This is a genomic window from Sphingomonas sp. PP-CE-3G-477 (genome assembly GCF_003050745.1).
Classification (GTDB): Bacteria; Pseudomonadota; Alphaproteobacteria; order Sphingomonadales; family Sphingomonadaceae; genus Sphingomonas.
Genome location: NZ_QAOF01000002.1, coordinates 95,171 through 108,095 on the forward strand (window position 1 = coordinate 95,171; position 12,925 = coordinate 108,095).

10 protein-coding genes are annotated in these 12,925 nt (G+C 65.8%); 2 read left to right on the top strand and 8 right to left on the bottom strand.

Features of this window, described 5'->3' with window-relative positions:
- Positions 1-13: 13 nt before the first annotated feature.
- The 7 genes from C8J45_RS05825 to C8J45_RS05855 form a co-directional block, all read right to left on the bottom strand.
- Positions 14-2,422, bottom strand: a complete 2,409-nt coding sequence (locus C8J45_RS05825) for a TonB-dependent receptor (RefSeq protein ID WP_107962355.1) — start codon at positions 2,420-2,422, stop codon at positions 14-16.
- Positions 2,423-2,564: 142 nt separating this feature from the next.
- The gene (locus C8J45_RS05830; RefSeq protein ID WP_107962356.1) at positions 2,565-3,980 is read right to left on the bottom strand and encodes a coniferyl aldehyde dehydrogenase; all 1,416 of its coding nucleotides are present in this window, start codon (positions 3,978-3,980) and stop codon (positions 2,565-2,567) included.
- A 146-nt stretch (positions 3,981-4,126) separates the two neighbouring features.
- Complete coding sequence (locus C8J45_RS05835; protein ID WP_107962357.1) at positions 4,127-4,372, bottom strand: hypothetical protein; 246 nt, start codon at positions 4,370-4,372, stop codon at positions 4,127-4,129.
- 84 nt (positions 4,373-4,456) lie between these two features.
- Positions 4,457-5,662 carry an acyl-CoA dehydrogenase family protein gene (locus C8J45_RS05840; RefSeq protein ID WP_107962358.1) on the bottom strand — a complete coding sequence of 402 codons (1,206 nt, stop codon included), beginning with the start codon at positions 5,660-5,662 and terminating at the stop codon, positions 4,457-4,459.
- A gap of 10 nt (positions 5,663-5,672) precedes the next feature.
- Entirely contained in the window at positions 5,673-6,770 is a 1,098-nt protein-coding gene (locus tag C8J45_RS05845) for an acyl-CoA dehydrogenase family protein (RefSeq protein WP_107962359.1), read from the bottom strand.
- A complete protein-coding gene (locus C8J45_RS05850; protein ID WP_107962360.1) occupies positions 6,767-8,305 on the bottom strand; it encodes an acyl-CoA synthetase in 1,539 nt (512 codons plus the stop codon). The genes C8J45_RS05845 and C8J45_RS05850 overlap by 4 nt, the downstream gene beginning before the upstream one ends.
- A complete protein-coding gene (locus C8J45_RS05855; RefSeq protein ID WP_107962608.1) occupies positions 8,305-9,558 on the bottom strand; it encodes an acetyl-CoA C-acetyltransferase in 1,254 nt (417 codons plus the stop codon). The genes C8J45_RS05850 and C8J45_RS05855 overlap by 1 nt, the downstream gene beginning before the upstream one ends.
- 112 nt (positions 9,559-9,670) lie before the next feature.
- Between C8J45_RS05855 and C8J45_RS05860 the strand changes: the two genes are divergently transcribed.
- Together C8J45_RS05860 and C8J45_RS05865 are read left to right on the top strand one after the other, a co-directional pair.
- Positions 9,671-10,243: a TetR/AcrR family transcriptional regulator gene (locus C8J45_RS05860; protein WP_181321123.1), complete on the top strand. Its 573-nt coding sequence runs from the start codon at positions 9,671-9,673 to the stop codon at positions 10,241-10,243.
- Positions 10,244-10,294: 51 nt separating this feature from the next.
- Positions 10,295-11,914 (top strand): choline dehydrogenase, encoded by a 1,620-nt coding sequence (locus tag C8J45_RS05865; RefSeq protein ID WP_107962362.1) that lies wholly within the window; start codon positions 10,295-10,297, stop codon positions 11,912-11,914.
- A 154-nt stretch (positions 11,915-12,068) separates the two neighbouring features.
- Here the strand turns inward: C8J45_RS05865 and C8J45_RS05870 are convergent, their stop codons facing one another.
- Complete coding sequence (locus C8J45_RS05870) at positions 12,069-12,848, bottom strand: SDR family NAD(P)-dependent oxidoreductase (protein ID WP_107962363.1); 780 nt, start codon at positions 12,846-12,848, stop codon at positions 12,069-12,071.
- Positions 12,849-12,925 lie beyond the last annotated feature (77 nt).

Consider the following 12,925-nt stretch of genomic DNA (forward strand, 5'->3'; position numbering starts at 1 on the left):
TCAATAGCGAGGATCAGAAGCCCTTCTTCAACGAGACGAAGAACTGGCGTGGCGCGCCGGCCAGCAACGTCTGGTTGTCGCCGCTGGCCGTGAAGCCGTTCGACCCGATCGTCGCGATGTACTTCTTGTCGGTAAGGTTGGTGACGCTACCCTCGATCGCCACGCCGTGCAGCGCGTCGTCACCCTCGAAGCGGTAGCCGATGCTGGCGTCGACCAGCACGCGGCTCGGTACTGACTGGTCATTGAGGTAGGTGAAGTAGCGCTTGCTCATGTAGTCCGCGCCGACCCGGCCGGTGAAGCCCGACTGTTCGAGCACGATCTCGCCCTTGACCATGTGCTTGGGCGTATCGACGACGGTGTCGCCCTTGCGGACCTGGACCGAGCCGGAAGCGTCGGTGACCGTGTCCTGATATTCCGCGTTGGTGTAGGAATAGCTCGCGAACAGCGAGAGTGGACGGAACACGCGGTAATTGGCCGAGACTTCGGCGCCGTAGGTCCGCACGCTTCCCGCGTTGTTAAGCGTCGGGGCGTTGCCGAGGATGCCGACACCGTTCGCAAAGGCGAGCAGGCGGTTCGAGAAGTCGACATAATAGCCGACCGCCGATGCCTGGAACGGCCCGCTTTGCAGGCGAACGCCGCCCTCAGCGGTCTTGGAACGCTCGGGCTTGAGGCGGCCGCGGACGGCGTTGAAGCCGGCTTGCGTCGCCGCGAACGGTCCGGTGGTCGCCGACGAGACGAACGCACGCATGTTCTCGGTATAGTCCGCGAACACTTCCGCCGCGGGGGTCAGCTTGAACAGGATACCGGCCTGCGGCTGGAACCAGTCCTTGGCGGAGATACGGCCGACCGAGAGCGGCGAGCTCGTATCGGGCAGCATCGTCGCACTGTTGACGACATAGGCGCCCTTCCACCCGGCGTTGACGATCAGGCGGTCGTTGATGAGCTTCAGCGTGTCCTCGACATGATACTGCATCGTGTCGGTGCCGTATTTGCCGTCCCACTGCGTCGCGTACGAGTTCTTCTGGAATTTCAGCACGTCGCGGTTGGGCGTCGCGCTGTCGGTCATGCCGTAGAAGCGTCGTGCCTGCGTGAAGGTGTTGGTCTCGAGCCAGCCACCAATCTCGAAGGTGTTCGCACCCGTCTCGTACGCGATGTTGCTGAGCGCACCGCCGCGCTTGATGCTGTATTCCGTCGTGCGGAAGCCGAGCGGGCTGGTCGCGGTGATCGCACTGCCGTCCTGGTTCAGCGCGCCGGCCGGGGTAGGCGAATAGGGCGTGATCCAAGATCCTTGCCCCTTGTTGTTGTGATAATAGCCGGTCGTGGTCATCGTCAACTCGGGCGTCAGGTTCGCGTTCAGCGTGACCCCACCAAGATAATCCTGCCGCACGCCGCCGGCATCGAAATAGGCATCGTCGACGGTGCCGAACCCGCTCGGGAAGGTCGTGCCGGTACCCGCCCATGGCGCGACGAAGCCGACCGACGAGCCGTTGTTCGCCTTGGTGTAGCTCGCGAGCGCCACCTGGTTCTGGTAGGTCTTGCCGATCTGCAGCGCGAGCGGATAGTTGCCGGCGATGTTGTCGTTGCGCAGGCCACGGCGGCGGATGATGTCGTAGCTGAGATCCTGATAATCCTGCTCGCGGCGATCGGAGAAGTTCACGAACGCGGACAGGCTGCCGAAGCTGCCCAGATCCTTGACGATCTTGCCGTTCGCCTGGTGCTGGCGCTGGACGCCGTCGCCCTTCCACTTGTCGGTGGTGAGGTAGCCATAGCTCAGATAGCCCTTCAGACCGCCGCCGAGATCACCGCTGTCGATACGCGCATAGCCGCGGTACGTGCTGTCGGAGCCATAGGTGCCGCCGCCGGTGACGTTGGCGGTATCGCGCGGCTTGTCGCTGAAGAACTGGATCGTGCCGCCGAGGTTGCTGGTCGATGCGGTGCCGAGCGCGCCGGCGCCCTGTGCGACCTCGGTGCGGGCGACGTTCTCGGAGATGATCGCGCGGCTGATGTGCAGGCCGTTGACGTTGCCGTAGCTCATGTCGCCGAGCGGCACGCCGTCGAGCGTGAAGCCGAGCTGGTTCTGGTTGAACCCGCGCAGCGAGATGCGGACCGCCCATTCATACGCGCCGAACGGGTCGGACGCCTGGAAATTGACGCCGGGAAGCTTCTCGATCGCCTTGAGCGGGCTCGAACCGGGGGTGAGCCGCGCGAGGTCGACGGCGCTGACGCTCTGGACCTGGCGGCTCTGGCCGAAACCGAGCACGACGATGTCGGATCCCGCCCCGGCATCGTCCGGTGCTGCATCGACCGGTCCTGCGTCGACCGATGGTGCGACTGGCGCTGCGTCGGGCAGCGTCTGGGCGGCGGCGGGCACTGCGAGCGCGGTTAGCGCGACGCCGGTCAGCAGCGACGAGATGATGTGCATGGAGCCCCTTTGCAGCGCGCGATTGCGCTGCAGTGCACATTGCCGCTCGACGTTACGGTGCGGCGTCAGTTCGAAGACGATTGTGAGACGCTCGTCCTAATTGGCCGCTAGCGTATCCCGTGCGCCACACTGTCGGCGTTCGTCAGCGGATCATCCGCGCGATCGTCTTGGCAGCGGCCGCCCCGTAAGGCGGTTTGAGCCCGGCGAGCTTGGCGACGTCGAGCCGCGATTGCTTGAAGACCGCGCGCGCGTGGCTGAAGGTGCGGAAGCCGTCGATCCCGTGATACGCGCCCATCCCCGACGGACCGCTGCCACCGAACGGAAGGTCTTCCATCGAGATGTGAAAGATCACGTCGTCGAGCGTCACGCCACCCGAAATCGTCCGGTCGAGCACGCGGCGGCGCTCCGCCTCGTCGCTGCCGAAATAATACAGCCCGAGCGGTCGGTCGCGGCGGTTCACCTGCGCGATCGCATCGTCGATGCCGTCGTAGCGGCGGACCGGCAGGACCGGGCCGAAGATCTCTTCCTGCATGACGATCATGTCGTCGGTGACGTCGCGGACGATATGCAACGGCATTTTCCGCGAGTTGGCGCTGGCAAAATCCTCGTCCGCGGGGTTCACGACCTCGACGGTTGCGCCCTTTGCCTTGGCGTCGGCGATCCACTCGGTGAGGCGCTGGTGATGGCGATCGTTGATCACCGACGTATAGTCGGCGTTGGCGAGCAACGTCGGGTACATCGCGCTCGCCGCCGCCTTGATGCCGTCGACGACCTCGGCTTCGTCTGCGGAAGGAACGAGGAGATAGTCGGGTGCGAGGCAGATTTGCCCTGCATTCATCATCTTGCCGAGCGTGACGCGTTCGGTCGCGCGCGCGATGTCCGCCGATGCGCCAAGGATCACGGGCGACTTGCCGCCGAGTTCGAGCGTGACGGGCGTCAGATTGTCGGCGGCGGCGTGGAGGATGTGACGGCCGATCGCGGTTGCACCGGTGAAGATCAGGTGATCGAACGGCAGCGCGGCGAAGTCCTTCCCCACATCCGCACCGCCGGTGACGATCGCGAGTTCGTCCTGCGCGAAATATTTCGGCGCGACCTCTTCGAACAGCGCGGCGGTGGCAGGCGTGTACTCGCTCGTCTTCGCCATCGCGCGGTTGCCCGCGGCGAGCACGCCTGCGAGTGGCGCCATCAACAGATTGACCGGAAAATTCCACGGCGCGATGATGCCGATCACGCCCTTGGGCTGGTATTCGACCCAAGCCTTCGCGCCCAGCAGTCCCAAGGGAAACTGCACCGGGCGGCGGTCGCGGCGCATCCAGCGATCGAGATGCTTCGCAGCGTGCGCGATCGGCGCGAGCGAAGCGCCGATGTCGGTGATCATCGTCTGCTCGCGGCTGCGATGTCCGAAATCCTCCGACATCGCGTCGCAGAACCGCGCGGCGTTATCCCGCACCATCGCCGCCGCACGCTTGAGACGATCGAGGCGAACGGCCTTGGTGACCGGAAGCTCGGCCATGAATGCGTCCCGTTGCGCGGCGAGGATGGTGTGCATGTCGGTCATTCGTGAATCCTTGGCAGATCGATACTCGACGGAAGCAACTTACATTCTCGTACGGACGGGTAGTGCCGACACTCGACGGCGACGCTCAGCTCAGCTCGCGAGCACGAACTTAATTGGGGGCGCCCATCCCTTAGGAAAACCGGCTCTTATGCATCGAAGGTGTGCCTAATCGCACTCCATTCGGCCCAAACATCATCCTGGTCTATGTCGTCGTAACCCCGTTCTTCGGCCATGTGCGCGGCCACGTCTCGCGGCAACGCTATCGATACGGCATTATCCCGAATAGCCAGAACCTCGCTCTCGGTCAGAGGCCCGCCCTTCGCCCGCTCGCGGTTGAGCAGGATTGCCACCAAGGCCGGTATGGGCACGATTACAAGCGGTTCGCTGTTCATTCCGGTACTTTCGCAACTTTCATCAGGGGCTGCAATTTGGCATGCTCCTACCGCAGATAATTCGCGTCAAACCTAGCACTGTCTTCAAGCCCCCACCGGTAAATTTCGGAACGCCTGATCCTTGTCCACGCGGATCTCGCCGGGAAGGCCGAGGACGCGTTCGGCGATGATGTTCTTGAGGATCTCGTCGGTGCCGCCGGCGATGCGCAGGCCCGGCGCCCACATCGTCGCGGCGTGGAATGCGCCTTTGAGCGGGGTGAGCGCGGGGTCGGAAATGATGCCGTATTGATCGCCTGCCTCGACCGCGGTGTTGCCGATCGCCTGCAACTGGTTGGCGGCAACGATCTTGCCGATCGAGCTTTCGGGGCCGGGCACCTGACCCTTCGACAGCGCGGTGATCGTCCGCATCCGGGTGTTGCGCAGGCCCTCAGATTGCACCCACCAGTCGGCGAGCGTCTGGCGGAACGCGGCATCCTTCAGCAGCGGGCCGTCTGCGCCGTTGGCTTGGGCGGCGAAGGCGAGGATGTCCTCGGGCCCGACGCCACCGCCCGTACCGATCGCGAGACGTTCGTTCATCAGCGTGAACAGCGCGACCTTCCAGCCGCCGTCGACCGGGCCGAGGCGCTGTGCGTCGGATATGCGGACGTCCTCGAACCAGACTTCGTTGAAGCTCGATCCGCCGGACATCTGGTGGATCGGGCAGATCTCGATCCCCGGCGCCTTCAGGTCGAGCCAGAACATCGTCAGGCCCTGGTGCTTCGGGACGTCGGGATTGGTGCGGACCAGGACGATGCCATAGTCGCTGTAATGCGCGCCCGAGGTCCAGACCTTCTGGCCGTTGATGATCCAGTCGTCGCCCTTGCGGACGGCTCGCGTACGGATCGCAGCGACATCTGACCCGCCGGCAGGTTCGGAGAAGAGCTGCGACCAGATCTCTTCGCCGCATACCGCGGGGCCGACGAAGCGCCGCTTGGTCGCGTCGTCGGCATAGGCCATCACGGTCGGCACGCACATGCCGAGCCCGATCGTGAAATAGCTGCCGTCGACCGCATGGCGCGCTTCTTCCTGCCCGAAGATCACGCTTTCGATCGGCGTGCCGCCGCCGCCACCCCATTCCTGCGGCCATGTGATGCAAGCATAGCCACCAGCAGCTTTGCGCGCCTGCCACGCCTTCGCCTTGGCCATGTCGTCGGCGTATTGTCCCGCGTCATGCTCAACGATGTTCGCGTCGAGCCACGCGCGTGCGGCGGCCCGATAAGTGGCTTCGGCGTCGCTGTCCTTGAAGTCCATGCTCGTCCTTTCAGGCGGCGTTGCGCATTTCGAGTTGGCCGACGAGGCGTTCGCGCCACGCCGCGGGGCTGCCTGCGACGAGCGCGAGCTGGCGCGAGCGGCGGTAATAGAGGTGGCAGTCGGACTCCCAGGTGAAGCCCATCCCGCCATGCGTCTGGATATTCTCCTTCGACGCGAACCAATACGCGTCCGACGCGGCAACGCGCGCGGTGGCGGCGGCGAGCGGGAGTTCGGCGGCGCCCGCGTTCAGCGCCCACGCGCCGTAATAGGCGTTCGAGCGCGCAAGTTCGTTCTTCACGTACATATCGGCGAGCTTGTGCTTGATCGCCTGGTAACCGCCGATCTGCCGGCCGAACGCGTAGCGATCGAGCGCGTAGCCCTTCGCCATATCGAGGCAGCGATCTGCACCGCCGAGCTGCTCGAACGCGAGGAGCACGGCGGCGCGGTCGAACACGGCCTGCATCGCGGCGATGCCGTCGTCGCTGCCGAGCCTCTCGCAGGGCGCGTCGGTGAAGGTGAGGCGGGCGGCGCTGCGGGTCGGGTCGAGGGTTTCGAGCACTTCCGCAGTGACGCCTGCGCCTTGCTCGACGAGGTAGAGGCCGTCGCGGGCTAGGACGACAATCAGGTCGGCGACGTCGCCATCGGTGACGGGGATTTTCTCGCCGGTGAGCTTGCCGCCGGAAACGGCGGTGCGGATCGAGCGTGCGGTGACCGGGCCGGCGCCTTCGGAGGTAGCGAACGCGCCGATGACGTCACCAGCCGCGATCCTGGGAAGCCATCGGACTTTCTGGGTGTCGCTACCGTACAGCATCAGCGCTTCGGCGACGAAATAGACGGTCGAGGCGAACGGGATCGGCGCGCAGGCCCGCCCAAGCTCCTCGGCGATCGCGCAGAGTTCGATATGGCCGAGGCCCAGCCCGCCGAACTCCTCGGGGATCGCTGCGCCGAGCCAGCCTTGGGCGCCGACGGCTTTCCATAAGCCCGCGTCATATGCTTTGGTGGAGTCGTTGAGGACAGCGCGGATCCGGTCGCTGCCGCAGTGCGCCGCCAGGAATTTGCGCGCCTCGTCTTTGAGAAATTTCTGGTCGTCGGAATAATCGAAGTTCATGCGGACTCCTTAGGCTTCGCCCAATATTCGTCGCGGAGCAGGCGCTTGTAGAGCTTGCCCGTCTCGTGCCGCGGCAGCGTCCCGCGGAAGTCGATCCGGCGTGGCGCTTTCACATGGCTGAGGTTCGCGCGGGCGAAGGCGCTAAGTTCGGCGGCGAGATGCACGCGGTCCTCGGATGGATCGACGGGGCAGACGATCGCCACCACCTGCTCGCCCATCTCGTCATCCGGCGCGCCGATCACCGCGACGTCGGCGACCTTCGGGTGGGTGACGAGCAAATTCTCGATCTCGGCGGGGTAGATGTTCACGCCGCCCGAGATGATCATGAAGCTCTTGCGGTCGGTGAGGTAGAGATAGCCCTCCTCGTCAAGCCAGCCGACATCGCCGAGCGTCGTCCATCCGTGCGCGTTGGCGGCCTCCGCGGTCTTGGCGGGATCGTTGTGGTATTCGAACGCGCCGCCCCCCGCGAAATAGACGTCGCCTTCGGAGCGCGCGGGGAGTGCGTTGCCGTCCTCGTCGCAGATCATCGTCTGCGCGGTCAGGTTACGGCCGACCGAGCCCTTGTGCGTCAGCCATTCCGCGCTGGAGATCGCGCAGAACCCGTTGCCTTCGGTGCCGGCATAATATTCGCCGATGATCGGGCCCCACCAGTCGATCATCGCCTGCTTGACCGGCAGCGGGCAGGGGGCGGCGGCGTGCCACACCGCCTTCAGCGACGACACATCGTAGCGCGCGCGGACTTCGGGCGGCAGTTTGAGCAGGCGGATGAAATGCGTCGGCACCCATTGCGCGTGCGTGACATGGAACCGTTCGATCGCCGCGAGCGCGGCTTCGGGATCGAAATGCTCCATGACGACGACGGTGCCACCGACCTGATGCACCGCCATCGACCAGCGTAGCGGCGCGGCATGATAAAGCGGCGCAGGCGAGAGATAGACCATCTCGGGCGTGAACCCGTACAGCCCCTTGCCGAGCATCACGAGCGGCGAGACGTTGGTCCCGAATGGCTCGTCCGACAGCGCGTGTTTTACCCCCTTCGGCTTGCCGGTGGTGCCCGACGAATAGAGCAGAATTCCGCCAGGAGTCGGGTCGGCAATTCGTGTGCCGGGCTTCGCATCGCGCGCGGCTTCGTAAGACGCGTACCCGTCGATCGCGCCGTCGACGACGTAGCGGCGCACGTCGTCGAGCATCGGCGCCAGCGCGGCCGCAACCTCGCCGCACCCCTTGCTCGCGATCAGCACGCGGCAATTGCCGTCGCGGATGATGTACGCTGCCTCACTCGCGGTGAGTTTCGAGGACAGGCAGGTGCAGTAGACGCCGGTGCGCTCCGCCGCCCACATCACTTCGAGATAGCGCGGCGAATTGTCCATCAGCACCGCGATCCCGTCACCGCGCTTCATCCCGAGCGAGCGGAGCAGATGCGCCCCTTGGTTCGCCCGTTCGTCCAAGTCGCGATACGTCACCGTCTCGCCCGTCGCCGCCATGATGTAGGCGGGTTTGTCGGGTGTCGTCAGCGCGTGCGCGACTGGGTGCATCAGACGCGCTCGATGATTATTGCCGGCGCCATCCCGCCGCCCGCGCACATCGTCACGAGCCCGCGCTTCAGGTCGCGGCGTTCGAGCTCGTCCAAAATCGTGCCGATCAGGATCGCGCCGGTTGCGCCGATCGGATGGCCGAGCGCGATCGAGCCGCCATTGACGTTCACCTTGTCGCGGTCGAGTTTCAGGTCACGGATGAACTTCTCGGCGACCACCGCGAACGCCTCGTTGATCTCCCACAGGTCGATGTCGTCGACCGTCAGCCCGGCCTTCGCGAGCACTTTCCGCGCGGCGGGGACGGGGGCGTTGAGCATCAGCGTCGGGTCGTCGCCCATGTTCGCCATCGCGACGATCCGCGCGCGGGGCTTAAGGCCGTGCTTGGCCGCATAGTCGGCGCTGGCGAGCAGCACAGCAGCAGCGCCATCGACCACGCCCGACGAAGTGCCGGCATGATGGACGTGCTTGATATCCACGTCGGGATAGCGGCGGTTGATCTGCTTGCGATACGTCGTGCCCCTGTCGTCGAGCGGAATGTCGGCAATCCCGGCAAACGAAGGACGCAGCGCGGCGAGCCCCTCTGCGGTCGTATCGGGCCGTGGATATTCGTCTTTTTCGAGCACGAGCGCACCGGTGTCGTCGGTGACCGGCACGAGGCTGCGGTCGAAGCGTCCTTCGGCGATCGCCACCGCGGCGCGGCGCTGGCTCTCGAGCCCAAGCGCTTCGAGCGTTTCGCGGTCGATCCCCTCGATACTGGCGATGGCGTCGGCACAGATGCCCTGGTTCGATTGCGGATGCGCCGCGTCGAGCCTGGCGTTGCCCGAGCCGATCCCGAGCGGCCGCTTCCCCGCCGCCATGTCGTCCTGCATCATGGTGGTAGTCAGCGACATCATCTCGGTCCCGCCGGCGATGACGAGGTCCTCCATCCCGCTCATGATCTGCGCCGCGGCGAAGTTTACCGCGGTGATCCCGCCGCCGCAGAACCGGTCGAGCGTCGTCCCGCTCGCCCTCACGTCATAGCCCGCGTCGAGCGCCGCCATCCGCCCGAGATCGCCGCTCTGTTCGCCGCGCTGAGTCGAAGTCGACCAGATGATGTCGTCGACATCGGCGGTTTCGAGGTGGTTGCGCTCGGCAATCGCTTTCAGCACGGTCGCGGCGAGGTGTTGGGGATGCATATGGGCTAGGGCGCCCTTGCCCGTCTTGCCGATACCGCGCGGGGTACGGACGGCGTCGATGATCAATGCCTCGGCCAACATCGCTCTCCTGTCGCATCCGCCGGTCTGGTCCGATCGTGATGCCTAATGCTAGGTGAAGCCGGATTGCGCCCGGCCTCGTTCCGACGTAACATTCGTTATGGAGAGTGGCTTGTCAAGCACGGTATCGATCGAAGACGCGGCGGCAACCCGGGCGGATCTGGCGCCGCGCGACTGGCTCGAGATCGGGCAGGCGCTGCTGAAAAGCGGCGGCCTGCGTGCGCTGAAACTCCGCGGCCTGGCGCAGGCGGCGGGCGCGTCGACCGGCAGCTTTTATCATCATTTCAAGGATTTCGACGGCTATCACGCGGCGCTCGCCGAGTATTTCGCAGAGGCACAGATCGATCCGTTGCTAGCGTCGCTGACCGCGTCCGACTTGGCGCCGGTCGAGCGGATCCGCGCGTTCGCCGAGCATGTCCGCGAGCACGACATGTCGCAACTGGCGCTCGCTATGCGTGCCTGGGCGAAGAGCGACGCACGGGCGGCGGCGGCGATCCGCGAGCATGACGACAAGGTCATGGCGTTCCTCGTCGCGCAGTTGACCGCGCACGGGTTCGACTCCGTCGAGGCGGGTATTCGTGGCTATGCGCTGCTCGCGGTCGGGTTGAGCGAAGTGCATCCCGTCGAGGGTCTCGATCGCGGCGTGCTACGCAACGGGTTGCTAACGCTGCTGTGCGAGCGCTAGCCTGATACCGCGACTCCGTAAAAAGCGGAGCGCGAACAAGAGGATGCGGGCATGCAGACGTATGACTACGTAATTATCGGCGCGGGCTCGGCCGGCTGTGTGCTCGCCGCGCGATTGACCGAGGACCCGGCGGTGACCGTGCTGCTGCTCGAGGCGGGCGGGCGCAACGACGGCGTGCTGGTGCGGATGCCCGCAGGCGTGGGCGAGCTCATCAAGAGCAAGAACGCGAGCAACTGGGGCTTTTCGACCGAGCCCGAGCCGCATCTCGACAACCGTCGCCTGTGGTGGCCGCGCGGCAAGGGGCTGGGCGGCAGCTCGTCGATCAACGGCATGATCTATACGCGGGGCCATCCGCAGGACTATGACGAGTGGCGGCAGATGGGCCTGCCCGGTTGGTCGTTCGACGACGTGCTGCCGTATTTCAAGCGGCTCGAAGGCCATCATGGCGGTGAGTGCGACCTACACGGCGGCGGCGGGCCGCTGACGATCTCGGGCGGCGAGTCCGACAGCCCGTTCTACGACGCGCTGGTTGAGGCCGGGCGGCAGGCTGGCTATCCGGTGACCGAGGATTTCAATGGCGCGAGCCAGGAAGGGTTCGGGCGCTACGACCTGACCGTTGCGGACGGGAAGCGTTGGAGCACGGCAGCGGCGTATCTGCGGCCGGTACTGTCGCGGCGCAACCTGACCTGCGTCACGGGCGCACGGACGACGCGGATCCGGATCGACAAGGGACGTGCGACCGGCGTCGATTACGTGCTCGACAAGGGCGCGCGCGGGGAGAGTGTGACGGCGACGCGCGAGGTGCTGTTGTGTGCGGGGGCGGTGCAGTCGCCGCATATCCTCCAGCTGTCGGGGATCGGCGATCCCGATCGGCTGACCGCGGCGGGGGTGGGCGTGGTCCACGCGCTGCCGGGCGTCGGCGAGAATTTGCAGGACCATCTCGATGTCGTGATGAACTGGAAATCGCGCGGGCTGCGGACCGGGTACGCGATGACCAAGGGCGTGGGGATGATCGGCGTCGGGCTCAATTACCTGTTGCGCGGCAAGGGAGCGGGGCGGCAGCAGTTCCTCGAGGCAGGCGCGTTCGTGTCGTCGCGCGAGGGGCTGTCGCGGCCCGACGTGCAGATCCACGCGGTGCTCGCGATCATGCAGGATCACGGCAAGGTGAAGGCGACCGAGGACGGCTTCACGCTGCATCTCTGCCAGTTGCGGCCGCAGAGTCGCGGACGGATCGGGCTGCGCTCTGCCGACCCGTTCGCCGATCCGACGATCGTCGCGAACTATCTCGCGACCGCGGAGGATCGTCGGGTGATGCGGGCCTGCGTCGGGATCGGTCGCGATGTCGCGCGGCAGGCGGCGCTGGATCCGTACCGTGCGGGAGAATTGTCGCCGGGCGAGGATGTCCGCACCGACGACGAGATCGACGCCTGGGTAAGGCGGACGGCGGAGACGATCTACCACCCCGTCGGGACGTGCAAGATGGGCGCCGCGGACGACGCGCTGGCGGTGGTCGATGCGACCTTGGCCGTGCACGGACTTCAGGGGTTGCGGGTGGTGGACGCCTCGGTGATGCCGACGCTGATCGGGTCCAACACCAACGCGCCGACGATCATGATCGCGGAGAAGGCGGCGGACATGATCAAGGGGCAGCAACTGGCGCGGGCGGCCTGAAGGTTCGCCCTTCACAATGCACCACCCCGGCGAAGGCCGGGGCCCAGTTGGAAAGGTCGCAGTAACGGAGCGCAGCTCCTCGTTAGCAACGTTCCCCAACTGGGCCCCGGCCTCCGCCGGGGTGGTGTTTCTTATGAACCAATGTTCAGACGCGTTACCGCGGCGCCATCCGGATCGCGCCGTCCAGCCGCACATCCTCACCGTTAAAATACCCGCATTCGATCATCGTCAGCGCCAGCGCCGCAAACTCCTCCGGCCGGCCGAGCCGCTTCGGAAACGGCACAGAAGCCGCCAGCGCATCGCGCACCTGCTGCGGGGCGGCCGCCAGCAACGGCGTGTCGAAGATCCCCGGCAGGATCGTATTCACCCGGATCCCCTCGCTCATCAGGTCGCGCGCGATCGGCAAAGTCATCCCAACCACGCCTGCCTTCGACGCCGAATACGCGGCTTGCCCCATCTGGCCGTCCTCCGCCGCCGCGCTAGCCGTATTAACGATAGCGCCTCGCTCTCCGTCCTCGCCCGGCTCCAACGTCAACATCCCAGCCGCCGATTTCGCGAGGCAGCGGAACGTGCCGACCAGGTTGATCTGGATGATCCGATCGAACGCATCGAGCGGGAAATGCTTGATCGAGCCATCCTGCTTCGACCGCCCCGCGGTCTTCGCCGCGTTCCCCGTCCCCGCGCAATTGACCAGGATCCGCTCCTGGCCGTGCGCCGCACGCGCCGCCGCGAACCCCGCATCGACGCTGTCGTCCGAGGTCACATCGACCTTGCAGAACACCCCGCCGATCTCCCCGGCAAGCGCTTCGCCCTTGTCCGCCTGAAGGTCGAAGATCGCCACTTTCACGCCCTTGGCAGCCAGCGCGCGCGCAGTCGCGGCGCCCAATCCAGACGCCCCGCCGGTCACCACGGCAGCACTGTTTGCGAGGTCCATGCATCTCTCCTGTCAAAGCCCCGAAGTCCGCGCCCGGTTGCAGAACAATAGTTATGCCGGTATTCGGGACTTGCCAA

What these genes read in the sequence shown, in the direction of transcription:
- C8J45_RS05825 (WP_107962355.1), bottom strand. Translation starts at nt 2,422, where the DNA reads ATGCACATCATCTCGTCGCTGCTGACCGGCGTCGCGCTAACCGCGCTC.
- C8J45_RS05830 (WP_107962356.1), bottom strand. Translation starts at nt 3,980, where the DNA reads ATGACCGACATGCACACCATCCTCGCCGCGCAACGGGACGCATTCATG.
- C8J45_RS05835 (WP_107962357.1), bottom strand. Translation starts at nt 4,372, where the DNA reads ATGAACAGCGAACCGCTTGTAATCGTGCCCATACCGGCCTTGGTGGCA.
- C8J45_RS05840 (WP_107962358.1), bottom strand. Translation starts at nt 5,662, where the DNA reads ATGGACTTCAAGGACAGCGACGCCGAAGCCACTTATCGGGCCGCCGCA.
- C8J45_RS05845 (WP_107962359.1), bottom strand. Translation starts at nt 6,770, where the DNA reads ATGAACTTCGATTATTCCGACGACCAGAAATTTCTCAAAGACGAGGCG.
- C8J45_RS05850 (WP_107962360.1), bottom strand. Translation starts at nt 8,305, where the DNA reads ATGCACCCAGTCGCGCACGCGCTGACGACACCCGACAAACCCGCCTAC.
- C8J45_RS05865 (WP_107962362.1), top strand. Translation starts at nt 10,295, where the DNA reads ATGCAGACGTATGACTACGTAATTATCGGCGCGGGCTCGGCCGGCTGT.
- C8J45_RS05870 (WP_107962363.1), bottom strand. Translation starts at nt 12,848, where the DNA reads ATGGACCTCGCAAACAGTGCTGCCGTGGTGACCGGCGGGGCGTCTGGA.